The following is a 17,699-nucleotide window of genomic DNA, read 5'->3' as shown; positions in this document are numbered from 1 at the left end:
TTCGTAAGTTTCATACAAATTTCTATAGTTAATCCTTCAAGATCACGCTATTATTTCAAACCTAAGTGGTTGCTTACACTCGTTGCCAGCCTTGACTGTCACCGTTTTGCCATACTTAGTAAGTATATTTTGTCGTTGATAGAACAATACATCTATCAAGTTTGTATATTTTTTTGTGCGACCCATTTTTGTTTACAGGAGTACATAATCCGTGGCTTTTTCTCGTGAGTCTGCTTTAGATGTTGCTAAGGTTTTAAGTGAATCACTTCCTTACATTCAACGCTTTGCTGGTAAAACGCTAGTTATTAAATACGGCGGCAATGCCATGACAGATGAAAACCTACAAGCAGGGTTTGCACGAGATATCGTTTTGATGAAAGCCATTGGTATTAACCCTATCGTGGTTCACGGTGGCGGCCCACAAATTGGTGACATGCTTGCTAAACTGAACATAGAATCAAAATTTATCAATGGCATGCGCGTTACAGATACTGCAACCATGGATGTGGTTGAAATGGTACTTGGCGGTCAAGTAAATAAAGAAATCGTTAATTTAATTTGTGAAGCTGGCGGTAAAGCCATCGGCATCACAGGTAAAGACAGCCGCTTTATTAAAGCGAAGAAGCTTTTTGTGAAACACCAAGCAGAAGGTATGACAGCACCAGAACAAGTGGATATTGGCCACGTTGGCGAAGTTGCCAGCGTCGACACCAGCTTCCTAAAGTTCTTTGAAAATAGCGACCTGATTCCTGTTATTGCACCAATTGGTGTAGATGACGAAGGCAACTCTTACAACATCAATGCGGATCTTGTTGCTGGCAAGGTTGCCGAAGCGGTTGGCGCAGAAAAGCTTATGCTACTGACTAATATTTCAGGTGTGCAGGACAAACAAGGCAATGTATTAACTGGATTAAGCACAGCACAAGTCGATGCATTAATTGCTGACGGCACAATTTATGGCGGTATGTTACCTAAGATCAGCTGCGCGCTATCAGCTGTAAATGCTGGCGTAACAAGCGCTCATATTATTGATGGACGAGTTCCACATGCGACTTTATTGGAAATATTCACCGACACTGGTGTTGGTACACTTATATCAAACACTAAAGTTGGCGAATAAGATTTTTCGCTTTTGTTGATACTATCACTTAACGATACTAGCAATTAACAACACTGGTTAGAAACTGGACACGAAAAATGAGTAACAAGAAAAACGATCGTCGCACACAGATATTGCAAGCGCTCGCTCAAATGCTAGAAAGCAGCCCAGGAGCACGTATTACTACGGCCGCTTTAGCAAAGCAAGTTGGTGTGTCAGAAGCGGCGTTGTATCGTCATTTTCCCAGTAAAGCCAAGATGTTTGAAGGTTTGATCGAGTTTATTGAAGAAAGCCTCTTCACTCGTATTAACCGTATCGTACAAGAAGAAAGTAACGTGATTGCTCGAATAGAGATGATTGTTACACTAGTACTAGGGTTTGCTGAACAAAACCCTGGCATGTGTCGTTTGCTAACAGCCGATGCGTTAGCAGGCGAAACGGAACGTTTACGCGTTCGTATTACCCAAGTATTTGATCGGATTGAAACCCAGCTAAAACAAGTTATTCGTGAAGCAGATTTAAAACAGGGTTTACGACCTGCGATGGGCGTTGCGCCTTGTGCAAATTTCCTGATAGCTATTATCGAAGGAAAAATACGCCACTACGTTCGTAGCGAGTTCAAAGTGAAGCCAATGGAAATTTGGCCTGAACAATGGACAGTATTGGCACAGAACTTGATGCTAAATCGCTAAGGCTTGAGGAAAAACCTCAAACCTTAGTATTTGCATTAACATTAAATGCCGTATTGGAGGCGATATGCTTTAACAGCATCAAGATGTTTCGCAAATTCAGGAGAATCCTGTTCTGCCAAATACGTCATGATGTCATTTAAAGATACGATACTAATAACCGGCATACCGAAGTCACGTTCGACTTCTTGGATAGCAGATAATTCACCTTGGCCTCGTTCTTGACGATCCAAGGCGATAAGAACACCAGCCGGAAGGGCATTGGCTTGTTGAATAATAGCCATCACTTCTCGAATGGCGGTTCCTGCAGTAATAACGTCATCGATAATCATGACGTTACCAGCTAACGGAGCACCCACTAGAGAACCGCCTTCACCGTGAGTTTTTGCTTCTTTACGGTTGAAAACGTATGGTGTGTCTACATTATGATGATCATAGAGAGCAACAGCTGTGGTCGTTGCCAATGGAATGCCTTTATAGGCAGGGCCAAATAGAACATCAAATGGAACATTTGCTTCCATTAATGAGGTTGCGTAAAAGCGCCCTAATTTAGCTAATGCTTGCCCAGAACTAAATAGGCCTGCATTAAAAAAGTAAGGACTTACGCGACCTGATTTAAGCGTAAATTCGCCAAAGCGCAGCACGTTTTGTTCAATAGCGAATTCGATAAAGTCTCTTTGGTAAGGTTTCATGCCAACTCCAGAAAGATAATAAATAGTACACAACAAAGCGCCGCCAAGAACGAGCGAAGCCATGCCAACATTGGATAGGCGCTAATATAACACACGGCTAGGAATTGTAGGGACCAGAAATGAAGGTCATCAGCCTTAATGTAAACGGTATAAGACAAGCTGCAGAACGCGGCTTTTTTGAATGGATGGTTCGCCAGGACCCAGATGTTGTATGTCTGCAAGATATACAGGCAGATGAACGCACACTCAACGACAGTGTGTTTTTCCCACCTGGGTATAACACATACTTCTTTGACTCTATGGAAAACCCAGAGCAAGCAGGTGTGGCTATCTATTGCAAAACCATGCCCAAAGCCATTATGACGGGCATGGGATTCCCTGAATGCGACTTTGAAGGTCGTTTTATTCAAGCGGATTTTGATAAGGTCAGCATTGGTGCATTTTTGACTCCCCACGGTTCAAACCATGAGGAAGCCTTGCAAGAGCATAAATACCGCTTTATGGAAGGGTTCAAAAACCACCTAATTAAAACTCGTCGTAAGCGTCGTGAATTTATTTTCTGCGGTACCGCCAATGTTGCTCGTTCACCGATCGATGTGAGTAGCTGGTTCGTCAATCAACGTAACTCTGGCTTCTTACCAGAAGAACGTAAGTGGATAAATGAAATTTTCAATGAACTGGAATACATCGATGCTTTCCGCCAAGTAAACAAGCAAGACAAGCAATATACTTGGTGGCCAGATTATGAACGCGCATGGAAATTAGATGAAGGCGGTCGTTTGGACTACCAAATCACCACTCCAGGCATCAAAAATCTAATCCAAGGCGGAACGATTTATAAAGGCCAACGCTTTTCAGATCACGCACCATTGATCATGGAATATAATATTGATTAAGCACAGCCTTAATCCCAATGAAAGAACACCGTTCTTGCATTGGGATTAAAAATCAAAAACTAAAAAGCCCGCTCGGTGTGACTTTTAATATTTAAACAGTCAACGCCAGCGGGCTTTTTTATTTATTGAACTTTCCATGAAGACTTTATAGGTAGCTATTCGTCCACCAGAGGCTTGCTCTTCACTTTTAGCTTAAGCTGATGAATTCCACCGACTGGAATGCTATAAGCATCACCAAGCGCGTTACCCGCTTCGACACAGACAAAACGACGATAGTCATCGTCTTCCATATCAGTGCGCTGCTTAGCAATTTCTGCACCTGGGTTCCACAACACAGTACTGTTACTACCTTCTGTGCTAATCACTAATCTTCTTTGCAACCCAGTATCTAGGATTTCACATTTTTCTGGTGCAGAAGTATACACCCTGTCCATATGATCACATGGTGTCACAGCACCTTGTTGCAACTTCTGACTGCCATTATCAAACTTATCGACATAACTTACTTGATCTAAGCCATGCACTTCAGCCGTTTGGTTATCTGAGATATTAAAATAGGTGTGCAAAGCTTCGCTAATTAGCATCGGCTTATCGGATAGATTCGCCGCAGAGAAATTCACTCTAAAGCCCTTATTTGAGAAACGAAAGACTTGTCGTAACTCAAAAGCAAATGGCCACATTTCTTCGATCAAAGGGTGATCTTCCGAAGCCAGACGAATAACGATTTTCACATCACCATTTTTAAAACGCCCCGCCTCAATTAATTCCCAACGAAAATAACGAGCCAGACCATGCGCAGGGAAATCCGCATGCGTTTCGTTAGCACCAAACCAAGGCCAACAAACAGGAACACCAAAATGACGACGCCCAAAACGGCCTTCACCACCTGGATTTATCGATTGAAATAACAGATCCTCTTGACCCGCAGGAATGAAGCTCTCCAAATGCCCGCCCCATAAGGCAATGACCGCACTAAAGCCTGGTTGCTCAATGACGATCTCGTCGCACTTTCTTAAGCTTGCTGGGCGTATTTCACCACCCAATTCTTCCAACTCTTGCATCAGTCGGCCATTCATCAACAACTCCATTAAAGTAATTTCGTACGCCCATATTAACTTTAGATACCATGATTACAATAGTTTGAGCTTATACTGACAATATAACAAAACAGATAACCTTGTTATGTATCAATAAAGACTTAACCTGATCGCACTTTTACGCTATAAAACACAGCAACTTAGGGCACGTTTTCATTATCGTTAACGTATGCTGCTTTCATTTTAAAAGGTGTCATATTTTTTATGAATCAACAGAACGAACCCAAAATGGTCATTGGTTGCGACGAGTGGTGCGCATTTCCTTCTCTCAATATCCCAGCGATTAAAGCACGAGTAGATTCAGGCGCAAAAACCTCATCAATGCATGCTATCAACATTGTGCGTTTTTCTCGTGATGATGAGAGTTGGGTAAGCTTTGAAGTTCATCCTCTACAAAAAAATCGTAAAGTAACCGTACATTGTGAAGCCCAGCTTGTTGATCAAAGAGTCATTAAAAGCTCTAGTGGAGACAAAGAAAGTCGCCCTGTCATTCGTGTCCCCCTTTCACTTGGCGGTGTCTCATGGGAAGCAGAAGTCACCCTAACCAATCGAGACAGCATGGGATATAGAATGTTACTCGGACGTGAAGCAATGAATGGACGTGTTCTAATCGACCCTGAAGGGCTCTGCCTACAGGGTGATAGAACAAAAGAAGCATTGAAAGAACTCTATCCTTCAAGCAAATAAAGCAACGACAAAAGGCTGTAATTACTCTCTTGAATAGACAACTGACTGATTGCGGCCGTTTCCTTTCGCTTTATACAAGGCCTCATCAGATCGACCAAGCCAGTCACATGGAACCTTATCTGAGCGACTTGCTTCAGAAATACCAAAACTCATGGTCACAGATATTTCATCATTTGCGGTTTTAATTTTCAGATCGGCTATTTTCTTTCGCACCGACTCACAGAAAAATAGAGCCCCGGAAGCATCGGTATTTGGCAACAAAATCACAAATTCCTCACCACCATAGCGTCCAACAAAATCTGTTTTTCGAATACTGCTGCCCAACACTTTTGACACAGCTTGCAATACTAAATCTCCAGCAGGATGACCATATTGGTCATTTACTTTTTTAAAGTAATCGATATCCGCCATAACTAAAGAGTGGGATCCGCCCCTACTCGCAAAGGTATCAAAAACACTTTTCAGTTTTTTATCCACACTCCCACGATTATATAAGTGAGTCAGCGGATCCATCTTACTGAGGAAGTCCAGCTTGCGGTTAGCGTTCGATAATGATTCTTTATTGGTTGCCACATCCGTCACGTCATAGACAACCATGCAAACGTATTTTACCGTGCCATCTGCATTAGTAATGGGGCGTAAGGCGACATTCTGATACATCTTGTCAGCCATACCTGTAATAGGACGATAACTTTTAAATGGGAAAAGATGCGGACGCTGTTCCCAAGAAATAAAGATTGAAGTTCGCAAGGCAATCACATTATCTAATTTCTGCTCAAGCCAATTGCTATTAATGTCTGGGAAAACACTGAATAAAGATTGCTCTTTGGCGATAGAAGAACTGACACCACTGTGGTTTTCCATAAAACTGTTCCACAGTTTAATTTCGTATTTATCGTTTAATACCACTAAGCCTACATCAATATGCTGAAGCATATCGAATAGCCAATGCAGTTCCATCATGTCTTCTGCGTTACTGCTCATGTATTTACTCTTCCTCAACCAAATAGGACAGTAAGTTTTCTAATACGGATACAGAATCTTCTGTAAACAACATCATCAAATCACAACTAATTTGGTAGTTTTCAACTTCATAAACAATCTCGACGGATAGCGTACGCTTCCATTTGGCTCTTTTTGCATCAACCAAATCGGATACTTTGGCATGCTGTGCAAGCAAGGCCGGATGGCTATGACTAAAATCAATGTTTAGCTGCTTACCAAACGCATCAATAAATGGCCCAACCAAAACGGACGACACGTCCATTAGTAGTTCCACCTCAACAATGCTATCGATCGCTTCCGTCACATTAAGAAGTTTTGCCATGTCAGGAAAGCTAGAATCACTGAAAATAAGTAAGGTTTCAAAAGCGATACCCGAGCCAACAAACCCTTGTGACACCGCAGAACAGCTATCTTCTTTTACACTGTAGTCCAGTGCCATTTGCAGTTCGCTTACCTCTAAAATATTCACCTTTGGCACTGGCAGCTTAATAAAGACGTTAAGCATTTCTGCTAAAACACTCGCTGCACGCCCCATAGCGATATTCGATACTTCTTGCAAACAGTCATTGAGTGTAAATTGCTCTGCGGCTGTTGGTTGCTCATCGACCGTTTTCTGAGAGTCATCTGCAACAGAAAAAAGTCCGAGAGAAATCAGCAAACTACGCAGATCTTCAGCTGAAGCGGGCTTCTTATGAAAAGCAACCGCCCCCAAATTTTTTACGCGTTGAATCGCCTTAGGTTGAACATCACCAGACACAACAATTACAGCCGGAGATTTATTAAAAGACTGCAAGGCTTCAAGAGTTTCATAGCCATCTTTTACTGGCATATTCAAATCTAGGAATAAAATATCAAAATCAGCAGTAGACAATATATCCAATGCTTCTTGGCCGTCTTCAGCAAATCCAACTTCAACATCCCAGTCTGTCGGTAATATTCTTGCTAATTGTTTACGTGCAATTTTTGAATCGTCACAAATCAGTACTCGTGTACCCATTACCACTCTCTTATTGATCAGTGCCATATACTGCATACTATGACACTTAAGACCTTGTTTTTAAAAACACAAAAATGTTACGTCACGTAACCAGAATTAATCCAAGCCATATCTAATTATCTTATTTAAAGATAGCACAAACTTTTTTTGTCACTTCAATCTGGAAATTCAAACAAAAGACAACAAAGCTCTAGCAACTAAACGCTCATCGTACTTATGCTGCTTTTCTGTAATCAATGGTGTTCTGATAACTACAATATTTAGATCATTTAACAATTCACTGTCTAGCTCACCATAATTATATGAATCATCAAGTAACAGATAATCCAATGCCGAACACGAACCACTAACTTCTGTATCGGCCATAACCGTAGAAACTAAACGCTTTACGCGCTCCATCAATGACAAACCCTGTTGTTCTGGGTCTGTGCCCAGATTAGGTAAGTACACCTTAGGGTTAGGGTTTTGGCAAATCGATCGACCAACCCCTTCCGGTAAAAGATTGGCAAGCAAGCTGCTATAAAAACTACCTGGTGGATAACAAATCAAGTCAGCACTTTCGATGGCATCCTTACGATCATCCGCGATATGACAATTTGTCGGCATAATATTGCGCAACCCCTTGTTTAACCACATACGCTTTATAGGACTCAACAGTTCATCTGTTTCTTTTCCCGTAATCCTATGCTGCCCTAAAACAACATCGCCATTATCGAGTTCGACACCTAAATGTAAGCTGGCATCTAGGGTCGTTTTTACTTCCCCTAACGCCTTTACCAATCGTGAAAATAAGAAAACAATCGGGTCTAACTGCTGCTGATTATTTAAATAGCCTCCAGCCATAATCAGATTTCCAATACTGGCACCACGCAAATCAAAATCACCATGAATACGTGCCTGAGTCACCGCCAACTGAGTCTGAATCAAGGCTTTCATTGGGTTTGGTATGCACTCTATAAGAGGATGCTCCCCTAACACCAACTGCTGTAACTGCTCTCTTAATACTAAAGGCTCCGCTTGCTGAGGGAGCCTATGCGTAAACAAATCATATACTTCAGGCTGCCCCATTACGGTTTCATCTGCTAATGCCATTAGGCGACTGCGCAAATCCCCTACCGCAGGAATATCAAATTCAGCACGCAATCGTGCAGAGCTGCCCCCTGAATCAAAAGGCGTCACTAAATGTACGGAATGATGAGTGTATTCTTTAAACACTCGACTAATTTTATTCAAAGCCGAGCCACCACTAAAAAACAATACCTTTGGGCCTTGCTCAGGCAAGCTCTGATAACGATGAACGCGGACGAGATCAGGCATAATCATACGACGCCAAATACGCATAGAGCTTGTCATACAAATCCTTATTTATATAAAACTAAAATAGAAACAACGCTATAATAGCAAATCAAAAAACAAACCGTTGTGACAATATATTTAAATGAGCGAGTATTATCTTCCCACCGTACAGGGTGCTAAAATGTCTAATGTGAAATAAACAATAGCACGTATTACAAACAGGAAACGTCATGGAAACCAAAACCTCGGGGTCATCACTTAGCAAAGCATTAAACATGCTAAACCATGTTTGCACGTCTCCGGTACCCTTACGTTTTGCTGAATTGGTTGATCTGTCTGAACTCCCTAAAGCGACCGCTCATCGGCAATTAAACACCTTACTCGAACATGGTTTAGTCCGCTTCGACGAACATAAACAAGCCTATTATCCGGGTTATGGATTACTAGCTCTAGCTCATCGTACTTGGGCTAATTTAGATATTCGAGATATTGCCGCTGCGCCGATGCGGGACTTATGGTCAAGCACACAGGAAACCATTCACCTTGCTGTCCTAGATGGCTCTGATGTTATTTATATTGATAAGCTAGAAAGCCCAAAAAGTCTGCGGTTATATTCAGCGGTTGGCAAAAAAGGCCCAGTCTATTGCACTGGTGTTGGCAAAGCCATGCTGGCTTTTTTACCGGACGATAAACAACAAGCAGTCATCAACACTCAAGCATTTTTTCGCCACACAGAACATACACTGACCTCTTCCGAAGCCCTAAAAGCCAATCTAGAACTTATTCGAGCAACGGGAATCGCTCTCGACTTAGAAGAACATGAAATAGGCATAAAGTGTGCAGCAGCACCAATTTTCAATTCACGTAATGAAGCCGTGGCAGCCATTAGTGTTACAGCACCCGCTTTTCGTACCAGCGACGACATTTATGAAGAAATGAAAGTGCAAGTCAAACAAGCAGCAGACACTATTTCAAAACGATTGGGGGCCTGTGAGTAAATAATCAAAACACTTTGAGACGACCTTATTAGGGAAAACAATCATGGCAATGACAGGCTTACTAGCACTTCTTGATGACATCACCACATTGCTGGACGATGTTGCTGTTTTCTCCAAAGTCGCGGCAAAAAAAACCGCAGGCGTACTAGGTGATGATCTTGCGTTAAACGCCGAGCAGGTTTCAGGCGTAAAAGCTGATCGTGAATTACCCGTCGTGTGGGCGGTGGCCAAAGGCTCCTTTCTTAATAAACTTATTCTTGTACCGTTAGCGCTAGCCATCAGCGCATTTATTCCTTGGCTGATTCAGCCTTTATTAATGGCCGGTGGCTTGTACTTATGTTTTGAAGGTGCGGAAAAAGTCCTTCACACTTTTAAGGACGACCATGAAGAAAAAGAAAATTTAAGAAAAAACGTCCAGCAAGCAAACTCCGCAAAAGAGCTATTAGCCCTAGAAAAAAGCAAAGTAAAAGGAGCCATTCGCACCGACTTTGTCTTATCCGCTGAGATTATTGTCATCGCCTTGGGCACAGTCGAAGGACAGAGCCTATTAACTCAAGCTATCGTCGTTAGTTTAATTGCTTTTATAGTAACTGTGGGCGTGTATTTCTTGGTTGGTTTAATCGTACGTCTTGATGATATTGGCTTGCACCTAAATCAATCCAAAAGCACATTGATAAAGCAGCTTGGACTGATCATCTTAAAAGGTGCGCCAATGCTGATCCGTCTTTTGACTATCGTCGGCACCATTGCCATGTTCTTAGTAGGCGGTGGTATTTTTGTCCACGGTTTACCAACCTTGCATCATCTTGCTGACATGGCAGTGTCTGGTGAAATCGCCCAAATCCCACTTGTTACAGGCTTAATAAACACAGGCATTAGCTTCTCAGTTGGCTTAATTCTAGGTGGCGTTGCCGTTGGCATTGCTTCACTTTTCAATAAGATAAAAGATAACAAGAAAAAAACCTAAGAAACTCAATAAACCACACGACAAGCAATAATTTAAGCTTGTCGTGCAGAAAGAATAAACTCAGCTAGTTCGGCAAAACCCAAGCCGCCCGGTTGCGTCGTCTGATAACGAGGATGGTGACGCATAATCGATAAATGCTCAGCGATATTCGCCACACCGACACTCAGTGGAAAACGCGCAAACATACTTTCATCGTTAGGCGCATCACCAACGTAGAGCACTTGCTCTTGCTGCTGCGTTTCACTCAAGCCATATACTTCGCTTAATACACGCTGAGCCATGGAAAATTTATCATAACCTTGCGAACACACATTAATATGTATCGAGCTTGCTTTGGCATTCAGCCCCATATCAATCAGAGCTGCCAAACAAGCGTCTTTATCCACAACCGCTGCAGGTTTTACATCTTGTGCATAATCTATCGCGACATCCGTTAGACGATACGCCTGATCTCTCGCTAAACGTAAACGTGGGAATTGGGTAAGAACCTGATTCACCTGAGCCAATATGTGCGTTTGCTCTGCCCGCATTTCTGACTCATCACGCCAGAAAGAGTACGTCAAATGACGATCTGCGGTTCTGCCAATAAAACACGCGCCACCTTCGGTAATCACCCCATCAACAGGAAGTGCTCTGGCAATCATATCCGACCAACCAGCACAGCCGCCTGTTACTGGAATCACCTTAATGCCATCCGCTTCCAGTTGCGCCAGAGCACGCAATGTTTCAACAGGTAACTGACCTTCCCATGTCAACGTGTCATCGAAGTCGGTTAAGATAAAACGCAAATCCTGGCATGTACTTTTATCTATAGAAGAAAGTTCTAAAGTAGAAAGCTCCAAGCCAGAAGAGTCTAACGAAGAAGAAGCAAATATCGACATATTCGTCCTAAGAACAGAGTTGAATTTGAACACCATGAGAGGTGAGTAATTGGGTTTGCGATTCGGTTAGTGCATCACTAAAAAACCAATCTATCGCAGCAAACGGATGTACCCGTGCCATAGCTTTGCGTCCCCATTTATGTTGGTCGGCGACCAACAAACTGTGACGACTTTGTTCGACCAAAACACGACTTACAGCGGCTTCTTCGGGGTCAAAATCCAATACCCCTTGATCTTCATCCATGCCACCACAACCTAATACACCGTAGTCGAAATAGTATTGGCGCAACCCGGATAAGGTCTCTTCACCAACTAAATCATGATGACGATGGCGTAATTTTCCCGCTAGTACACGTACTCGAACATCAGGATAATTACCCAAGATACTCGCCACAGTTAAATTGTTGGTAAAAACCTGCAAGTTATTGTGCGACACCAAGGCTTTCGCCACATATTCGACCGTTGTACCGATACCTAAAAACACCGAAGCGCCGTCAGGGATAATCTGAGCCACCCTAGCGGCAATCGCCTCTTTCGCATCACTGTTCAAAAATTGTCGATGATCAAAAGGCAAATTCTCCGTGCTAGACACCGGAGCAATACCGCCATGGGTACGACGCACAAGATGACGCTCAGCAAGCTGATTAATGTCTTTACGAATGGTCTGCGATGACACATTAAAACGGGCCACCATATCTTCCACCAACAACGCGTCTTCTTGCTGCACCCAGTTTAATATCTGGTTTTGTCGCTCATTCAAACCCACAAAATAGCCCTAATGAAAATATTAAAAACAACTCAGCCATGAAAAAGACTAAGCCGAGAGAAAAGCAAACTTTGTTGGGTCATCGGTAATCACCGCATCCATTCCCCACTCCCAATGCGCTTCCACTTTTTTAGGGTCATTAGCGGTATAACACAGCAATTTATATCCAGCCGCTTTCACTGCTCGCGCTTGAGTTTCGGTTAATCGTGAGTAATCACAATTCAAGCTATAGGCTTTAATAGATGCAAGCTGCTCTTGCCAGTCATCTGGGATGCATTCATACAAAGGCGCAAGATGGCGCTGAGCATCAATTTCATAACAAAGCTCTAACGCCGCTAAGTTAAAACTAGAAATCATCAGCTTATTATTGTCTTCCCAGTGATCACGCAACATCGCCATGACAGCAGGCACAATGTTTTCCACGTCTGCGCTATCGTGCTTAATCTCAAGGTTCAAACCAAGGCCCAACGATTGAATACATTCCAGTGCTTCCAATAGAGTTGGCACTTTCTCTCCAGCGAATTTTTCTGAGAACCAAGTACCAGCATCCAATTCAGCCACTTCAGTAGGACGAGCATCGCGAGTTAAGCCGGTCCCATTGGTGCAGCGATCCAGTGTGTCATCATGAAAAATAACCAGACCACCTTCAGCAATTAAATACACATCAATTTCTACCCAAGTCGCGCCCACTTCTGCGGCCGCTCGAATAGACGCCAAGGTATTTTCTGGCGCCAATAATGCAGCTCCACGATGTCCCATTACTTTGGTGTTTAGTACCTTGTCTTTAACAATATAACCTGTTGAAACACTGCCGTTTTCCATATCGACCTCACAATCGTTGTTGAGTTTTTGTGTCAAATAAGTGCCAATGTGACACTGGCGCCGTTAACCACATAAGGCTATTCACCTCCGGTAAATGTGGTCCTGATAAACGTACCACCATCGGCTCGCCATTACCTAATTCAGTCTCTATTTTGCCGTGAATTAGAGTCTCTGCTCCCAAAGATTCTACTGCCAGTATACGCAAAGCGAAATCGGCATTTTGCTCATCACTCACTTCTAAATGCTCGGGACGAATCCCCCAAACAATACCCCCTCGATGTTGATGAGAAAGCGGCAACGTTAAGGCTTCAGAGATTTTAATACCTTGCTCGGTAAGATTCGCATTGATCAAGTTCATCGATGGCGAGCCAATAAACGCTGCGACAAAAGGTGTTGCAGGTTTATTGTATAAATCCATTGGCGTACCAACTTGCTCTGCCTTCCCTTTGTTTAACACCACCAAACGATCCGCCAAAGTCATAGCTTCTACCTGATCGTGGGTAACATACAAGGTCGTAGTGCCTAACTTGCGCTGTAACTGACGAATCTCAACACGCATCTGCACTCGCAACTTAGCATCTAGGTTAGACAAAGGCTCATCAAACAAAAACACTTTCGGATCACGCACCATAGCGCGCCCCATGGCAACACGCTGACGCTGCCCGCCGGACAACTGACGAGGCTTACGCTGTAGCAGTTCAGTTAAGCCCAGCATTTTTGCTACATCACTGACTTTCTCTGCAATTTGGTCCTTTGGCATACCGCGGTTTTTCAAGCCATAAGCCATGTTGTCGTACACCGACATATGCGGGTACAAGGCGTAGTTCTGAAACACCATGGCGATGTCACGTTCAGCTGGTTCTTTTTCATTCATGCGCTCGCCACGAATGCGTAGCTCGCCAGTCGAAATACTTTCTAGCCCAGCTACCATACGTAACAAGGTGGATTTGCCACAGCCAGACGGCCCAACTAAAACAATAAACTCACCTTCTTCAATCGATAAATCTACGCTTGGAATAGCGTGATAACCATTAGGATAGGTCTTACCTACTTTTTCTAAAATAACGTCCGTCATTACTACTTCTCCGAATCCACTAAGCCTTTAACAAACAGCTTCTGCATGCCAATCACCACCGCAACAGGTGGCAACATCGCTAATAAGGTGGTTGCCATAATTTGGTTCCATGCGATATCGCCATCGGTCACCGACAACATGCGCTTAATACTCATTACCAAGGTGTAATACGCGTCGTCTGTGGTGATCAACAAAGGCCATAGATATTGATTCCAACCGTAAATAAACAAGATCACAAACAAGGCTGCGATATTGGTTCTAGACAGCGGCAACAAGATGTCAAAAAAGAAACGCCACGGCCCAGCACCATCCATTCGAGCAGCTTCCACCAGCTCACCCGGAATACTTAAAAAGCACTGACGAAACAAAAAAGTTGCCGTTGCACTGGCGATCAAAGGTAAGGTTAACCCCGTATAACTGTTAAGCAGATCCAGATTCGCCACCACCTCGTAAGTAGGTACAATTCGTACCTCAACAGGCAGCATTAAGGTCATGAAAATGATCCAAAAACACAGGTTACGAAACGGAAAACGAAAGAACACAATTGCATAAGCCGACAACAATGAAATGGCAATTTTGCCGAAGGTAATTCCCAGCGCCATGATCAAAGAGTTCAGCATCATAAACCAGACTGGCGTATCCACGCCGTTACCGGCTTTTTCAAACAACACCGTTCCCCATGTTTCTGCGCCAGCGTCGCCAAACCACAAAGGAATATGCCCAGCGCCAAAGGCTGATGCTGGGTGAGTCGATGCCACCAGCGCCATCCAAACAGGCAAGGCTACTAAGGCAATACCCGTTAATAACGTTGCATGACTAGCAAAGGTTAACCAAGGTCGATTTTCGATCATGAGTACTGCACCTTACGCTCAATAAAGCGAAACTGAATGACCGTCATCAAACCGACAATCGCCATTAACACAACAGATTGCGCCGCCGATCCACCAAGATCTAAGCCGACAAAACCGTCATTGAACACTTTATAAACCAAGGTAGTCGTACTTTGACCAGGACCGCCTTTGGTGGTCGCATCGATCACACCGAAGGTTTCGAAGAAGGCATACACAAGATTCACCACTAACAAGAAAAACGTTGTTGGCGACAAAAGCGGAAAGACAATGGTCCAAAAGCGCTTGAAGGGACTTGCACCATCAATCGCCGCCGCTTCAATAAGCGAACGTGGCACGGCTTGTAAACCCGCGAGAAAGAATAAAAAGTTGTAGCTAATTTGCTTCCAAGTAGAAGCAATCACCACCAATATCATGGCTTGGTTGCCATTCAAATAATGGTTCCAGTCCACACCAGCGGACTTCAACCATAGGGCAATCGGCCCCATGCTCGGATCAAATAAAATCCACCACAATACACCAGCTAAAGCAGGCGCAACGGCATACGGCCAAATTAATAATGTCTGATACGCCAGTTTGCCGCGGATCACTCGATCCGCCATCACAGCCAACAACAGCGCCAAAGACATACCCACAATGGCAACAGAAAAACTGAATACCAAAGTAGTCAACATTGACTGGTAATACAAAGGATCAGTAAATAAGGCGGCAAAGTTTTCTAAGCCAATAAATTCTCGACTCAAACCGAATGCGTCTTCTTGGTAAAACGCTTGTTCTAAAGCTTGCTCAGCAGGCCAAAGGAAGAAAATCGCCGTCACCAACAACTGCGGTAATAACAACAGCCAAGGCAGGCCTTTTTGGGGGAAGGTAACCGTCATCGGACAATCCAAACAAAAGAGAACGACAAATAAAAAAGAAAAACAATTTATGTAAGTAAAAAAACGCCCTTATGCGTTAAAACATAAGGGCGTAGATTTTATTTAATCGTTCGCTTTTTCGAATTTACGAAGCTGCGCGTTACCACGTTCAACCGCTGTATTCAGTGCAGTTTGGGCGTCTACATCACCGCTCCACACAGACTCTAGTGCTTCGTCGATAACACCACGAATCTGCACAAAGTTACCCAAGCGCAAACCTTTGGTGTTTGCCGTTGGTGTTCCCGTTGTCATTTGTATAACACCCGTTTCTGTACCAGGATTTGCCTTGTAGAAACCTTGCTCTTTTGTCAAATCGTATGCCGCTTTAGTAATTGGCAAGTAACCAGAAAATTGGTGCCAGTCCGCTTGTACAGAAGCTTTCGACAAGTAACTTAGGAAGGAAGCTACGCCTTTGTACTCTTCTTTAGAATGACCTTGCAACACCCATAAAGAGGCACCACCGATAATAGTGTTAGAAGGCTGTTTTACCTTACCTTCCCAATAAGGAAGCTCAGCCACACCAAAATCGAATTTAGCATTACGTTTTATGCCTGCGTAACCTGCAGAAGACTCGGTAAACATGGCACATTCTTGGCTATAAAATTTAGCCGCGCCATCATTGGTACGGCCAGAATAGCTAAAAATACCGTTCTTTTGCCACTCGCCCATTTTCTGTACGTGAGCAACTTGTAATGGCCCATTAAATTTCAACTCTGTTTTCAAACCACCAAAGCCGTTTTCCAAAGACGCAAATGGCACATTATGACGAGCACTTAGGTTTTCCAATTGAATCCAAGACTGCCAAGCCGTGGTGAAACCGCAAGACACGCCAGACGCCAATAATTTATTAGAAACACTTTCTACATCTTGCCATGTTTTTGGCGCTTGGCTAATACCCGCTTTTTTGAACAAATCTTTGTTGTAATAAAGTACAGGAGTTGAACTGTTGAAAGGCATAGAAAGCATTTGACCATCGCTGTTCGAGTAATAACCCGTAACGGCACTTAAATAGGCACTTTCATCAAACGCCTGACCTGAATCTTTCATCAGTTTATATACTGGATAGATAGCGCCTTTTGCCGCCATCATACTGGCGGTACCGACTTCAAATACTTGAACGATAGCGGGTTGCTGTTTCGCACGAAACGCGGCAATAGCTGACGTCATTGTCTCGGTGTAATTGCCTTTATAAACCGGTTTCACTTCATAAGCGTCTTGCGAATCATTAAACGCTTTAGCGATTTCATTTACTTTTTCGCCATTTGCACCACCCATTGCATGCCACCATTCGATTTCAGTGGCGGCAAAGCCTGAACTCGCAATAGATAAACCAACAACAACTGACGCTAACTTCAAATTATGCATTTCCGTGTTCCTCACAATGAGTTTTTATTCGAAAAGAAAGAACGACTATAGAAAGAAAATGTTTCACTTTGATGATAGTTAGGTTTCATTTGAAATACAATTGCAATTCAAATGAAACTTTTTTAACGAATAAACAGAAGAAAGATAGGCAAAAACAGCAGAAATGAAAGAAAAATAAGTGAAAACGAAAGCACTATGAAAGGTTATTAAAAGATCTATTAGATAAAATTTAACGCAAAACTTCTTGATTAAGGGCAAGCACTAAGGCCTCAAACTCTTTATTCAAAGCCAGACAGCGCGTCGGAAGCAGACCACTTTCACGCTTTATTGAAAGTTTTTCCATCTCCGCAATTAATCGACAAAAACGATAACCAGACACTTCCAACGCAGCACCTTTTAAACGATGCGCCACAAGAGCAAAATTATCCCAATCCTCATCAGCCATATGAGCCTGCAGCACTCCTAACAAAGTCGTTGCTTCTTTAACAAACTCCACAGCAACCAATGTCATTAATTCGTGGTTGTAGGCCAAACGACTCTCGTAATCTGTATTATCAAATACCTTAGGCTCAAACATGACAAAGAATCTCCATCTCAATACT

Annotated in this window: 19 protein-coding genes; 6 read left to right on the top strand and 13 right to left on the bottom strand. The window is 43.1% G+C overall.

Going from position 1 to position 17,699, the window contains the following annotated elements:
• Positions 1-211 precede the first annotated feature (211 nt).
• Both argB and slmA read left to right on the top strand, forming a co-directional pair.
• Positions 212-1,120 carry an acetylglutamate kinase gene (gene argB, locus B6N13_RS01140; protein ID WP_011978450.1) on the top strand — a complete coding sequence of 303 codons (909 nt, stop codon included), beginning with the start codon at positions 212-214 and terminating at the stop codon, positions 1,118-1,120.
• Positions 1,121-1,197: 77 nt separating this feature from the next.
• Positions 1,198-1,791, top strand: coding sequence for a nucleoid occlusion factor SlmA (gene slmA, locus B6N13_RS01135; protein ID WP_011978449.1), 594 nt, complete (start codon positions 1,198-1,200; stop codon positions 1,789-1,791).
• 41 nt (positions 1,792-1,832) lie between these two features.
• Here the strand turns inward: slmA and pyrE are convergent, their stop codons facing one another.
• Entirely contained in the window at positions 1,833-2,480 is a 648-nt protein-coding gene (gene pyrE / locus B6N13_RS01130) for an orotate phosphoribosyltransferase (protein WP_011978448.1), read from the bottom strand.
• 119 nt (positions 2,481-2,599) lie between these two features.
• Here pyrE and B6N13_RS01125 point away from each other — a divergent pair, with 119 nt between their 5' ends.
• Positions 2,600-3,376, top strand: a complete 777-nt coding sequence (locus B6N13_RS01125) for an exodeoxyribonuclease III (RefSeq protein WP_011978447.1) — start codon at positions 2,600-2,602, stop codon at positions 3,374-3,376.
• 155 nt (positions 3,377-3,531) lie between these two features.
• Here the strand turns inward: B6N13_RS01125 and B6N13_RS01120 are convergent, their stop codons facing one another.
• The gene (locus tag B6N13_RS01120; protein WP_011978446.1) at positions 3,532-4,452 is read right to left on the bottom strand and encodes a D-hexose-6-phosphate mutarotase; all 921 of its coding nucleotides are present in this window, start codon (positions 4,450-4,452) and stop codon (positions 3,532-3,534) included.
• A gap of 225 nt (positions 4,453-4,677) precedes the next feature.
• Between B6N13_RS01120 and B6N13_RS01115 the strand changes: the two genes are divergently transcribed.
• Positions 4,678-5,160, top strand: coding sequence for an ATP-dependent zinc protease (locus tag B6N13_RS01115; RefSeq protein ID WP_169458194.1), 483 nt, complete (start codon positions 4,678-4,680; stop codon positions 5,158-5,160).
• A 21-nt stretch (positions 5,161-5,181) separates the two neighbouring features.
• Here B6N13_RS01115 and B6N13_RS01110 read toward each other — a convergent pair whose 3' ends face one another.
• From B6N13_RS01110 to B6N13_RS01100, 3 genes are all read right to left on the bottom strand, one after another.
• On the bottom strand, positions 5,182-6,144 hold the full coding sequence (locus tag B6N13_RS01110) for a sensor domain-containing diguanylate cyclase (protein ID WP_169458193.1): 963 nt from the start codon (positions 6,142-6,144) through the stop codon (positions 5,182-5,184).
• A gap of 4 nt (positions 6,145-6,148) precedes the next feature.
• Positions 6,149-7,162, bottom strand: coding sequence for a response regulator (locus B6N13_RS01105; RefSeq protein ID WP_169458192.1), 1,014 nt, complete (start codon positions 7,160-7,162; stop codon positions 6,149-6,151).
• A gap of 168 nt (positions 7,163-7,330) precedes the next feature.
• The gene (locus B6N13_RS01100; RefSeq protein ID WP_169458191.1) at positions 7,331-8,515 is read right to left on the bottom strand and encodes a GAK system CofD-like protein; all 1,185 of its coding nucleotides are present in this window, start codon (positions 8,513-8,515) and stop codon (positions 7,331-7,333) included.
• 173 nt (positions 8,516-8,688) lie between these two features.
• Here B6N13_RS01100 and B6N13_RS01095 point away from each other — a divergent pair, with 173 nt between their 5' ends.
• Positions 8,689-9,456 carry an IclR family transcriptional regulator gene (locus tag B6N13_RS01095; RefSeq protein ID WP_011978441.1) on the top strand — a complete coding sequence of 256 codons (768 nt, stop codon included), beginning with the start codon at positions 8,689-8,691 and terminating at the stop codon, positions 9,454-9,456.
• 43 nt (positions 9,457-9,499) lie between these two features.
• Positions 9,500-10,423 carry a DUF808 domain-containing protein gene (locus B6N13_RS01090; protein WP_011978440.1) on the top strand — a complete coding sequence of 308 codons (924 nt, stop codon included), beginning with the start codon at positions 9,500-9,502 and terminating at the stop codon, positions 10,421-10,423.
• A gap of 32 nt (positions 10,424-10,455) precedes the next feature.
• Here B6N13_RS01090 and B6N13_RS01085 read toward each other — a convergent pair whose 3' ends face one another.
• The 8 genes from B6N13_RS01085 to B6N13_RS01050 all read right to left on the bottom strand — a co-directional run bounded on the left by B6N13_RS01085 (position 10,456) and on the right by B6N13_RS01050 (position 17,674).
• Positions 10,456-11,304: an HAD-IIB family hydrolase gene (locus tag B6N13_RS01085; protein WP_169458190.1), complete on the bottom strand. Its 849-nt coding sequence runs from the start codon at positions 11,302-11,304 to the stop codon at positions 10,456-10,458.
• A 7-nt stretch (positions 11,305-11,311) separates the two neighbouring features.
• Entirely contained in the window at positions 11,312-12,070 is a 759-nt protein-coding gene (locus tag B6N13_RS01080; RefSeq protein ID WP_011978438.1) for a DeoR/GlpR family DNA-binding transcription regulator, read from the bottom strand.
• Between the two features lie 48 nt (positions 12,071-12,118).
• On the bottom strand, positions 12,119-12,892 hold the full coding sequence (locus B6N13_RS01075; protein WP_011978437.1) for a glycerophosphoryl diester phosphodiesterase: 774 nt from the start codon (positions 12,890-12,892) through the stop codon (positions 12,119-12,121).
• Positions 12,893-12,899: 7 nt separating this feature from the next.
• On the bottom strand, positions 12,900-13,967 hold the full coding sequence (gene ugpC, locus B6N13_RS01070; RefSeq protein ID WP_011978436.1) for a sn-glycerol-3-phosphate ABC transporter ATP-binding protein UgpC: 1,068 nt from the start codon (positions 13,965-13,967) through the stop codon (positions 12,900-12,902).
• Positions 13,968-13,969: 2 nt separating this feature from the next.
• The gene (gene ugpE, locus B6N13_RS01065; RefSeq protein WP_011978435.1) at positions 13,970-14,818 is read right to left on the bottom strand and encodes a sn-glycerol-3-phosphate ABC transporter permease UgpE; all 849 of its coding nucleotides are present in this window, start codon (positions 14,816-14,818) and stop codon (positions 13,970-13,972) included.
• Positions 14,815-15,693, bottom strand: coding sequence for a sn-glycerol-3-phosphate ABC transporter permease UgpA (gene ugpA / locus B6N13_RS01060; protein WP_011978434.1), 879 nt, complete (start codon positions 15,691-15,693; stop codon positions 14,815-14,817). The genes ugpE and ugpA overlap by 4 nt, the downstream gene beginning before the upstream one ends.
• 102 nt (positions 15,694-15,795) lie before the next feature.
• A complete protein-coding gene (ugpB, locus tag B6N13_RS01055; RefSeq protein ID WP_011978433.1) occupies positions 15,796-17,097 on the bottom strand; it encodes a sn-glycerol-3-phosphate ABC transporter substrate-binding protein UgpB in 1,302 nt (433 codons plus the stop codon).
• A gap of 229 nt (positions 17,098-17,326) precedes the next feature.
• Positions 17,327-17,674 (bottom strand): Hpt domain-containing protein, encoded by a 348-nt coding sequence (locus tag B6N13_RS01050; protein ID WP_169458189.1) that lies wholly within the window; start codon positions 17,672-17,674, stop codon positions 17,327-17,329.
• Between the last annotated feature and the right edge of the window lie 25 nt (positions 17,675-17,699).

The sequence above is a fragment of the Marinomonas sp. UCMA 3892 genome (genome assembly GCF_012726345.1).
Lineage (GTDB): Bacteria > Pseudomonadota > Gammaproteobacteria > Pseudomonadales > Marinomonadaceae > Marinomonas.
The sequence above is the reverse complement of the archived record's forward strand: the minus strand, read 5'-3'. Positions and strand labels throughout refer to the sequence as shown.

Bases quoted from the DNA above. Each gene is read 5' to 3' on its own strand.
- B6N13_RS01090 (WP_011978440.1), top strand. From the start codon at position 9,500: ATGGCAATGACAGGCTTACTAGCACTTCTTGATGACATCACCACATTG.
- ugpE (WP_011978435.1), bottom strand. From the start codon at position 14,818: ATGATCGAAAATCGACCTTGGTTAACCTTTGCTAGTCATGCAACGTTA.
- B6N13_RS01110 (WP_169458193.1), bottom strand. From the start codon at position 6,144: ATGAGCAGTAACGCAGAAGACATGATGGAACTGCATTGGCTATTCGAT.
- B6N13_RS01100 (WP_169458191.1), bottom strand. From the start codon at position 8,515: ATGACAAGCTCTATGCGTATTTGGCGTCGTATGATTATGCCTGATCTC.
- B6N13_RS01125 (WP_011978447.1), top strand. From the start codon at position 2,600: ATGAAGGTCATCAGCCTTAATGTAAACGGTATAAGACAAGCTGCAGAA.
- B6N13_RS01120 (WP_011978446.1), bottom strand. From the start codon at position 4,452: ATGAATGGCCGACTGATGCAAGAGTTGGAAGAATTGGGTGGTGAAATA.
- B6N13_RS01085 (WP_169458190.1), bottom strand. From the start codon at position 11,304: ATGTCGATATTTGCTTCTTCTTCGTTAGACTCTTCTGGCTTGGAGCTT.
- pyrE (WP_011978448.1), bottom strand. From the start codon at position 2,480: ATGAAACCTTACCAAAGAGACTTTATCGAATTCGCTATTGAACAAAAC.
- B6N13_RS01115 (WP_169458194.1), top strand. From the start codon at position 4,678: ATGAATCAACAGAACGAACCCAAAATGGTCATTGGTTGCGACGAGTGG.
- ugpC (WP_011978436.1), bottom strand. From the start codon at position 13,967: ATGACGGACGTTATTTTAGAAAAAGTAGGTAAGACCTATCCTAATGGT.
- slmA (WP_011978449.1), top strand. From the start codon at position 1,198: ATGAGTAACAAGAAAAACGATCGTCGCACACAGATATTGCAAGCGCTC.
- ugpB (WP_011978433.1), bottom strand. From the start codon at position 17,097: ATGCATAATTTGAAGTTAGCGTCAGTTGTTGTTGGTTTATCTATTGCG.
- B6N13_RS01050 (WP_169458189.1), bottom strand. From the start codon at position 17,674: ATGTTTGAGCCTAAGGTATTTGATAATACAGATTACGAGAGTCGTTTG.
- B6N13_RS01105 (WP_169458192.1), bottom strand. From the start codon at position 7,162: ATGGGTACACGAGTACTGATTTGTGACGATTCAAAAATTGCACGTAAA.
- B6N13_RS01095 (WP_011978441.1), top strand. From the start codon at position 8,689: ATGGAAACCAAAACCTCGGGGTCATCACTTAGCAAAGCATTAAACATG.
- B6N13_RS01075 (WP_011978437.1), bottom strand. From the start codon at position 12,892: ATGGAAAACGGCAGTGTTTCAACAGGTTATATTGTTAAAGACAAGGTA.
- ugpA (WP_011978434.1), bottom strand. From the start codon at position 15,693: ATGACGGTTACCTTCCCCCAAAAAGGCCTGCCTTGGCTGTTGTTATTA.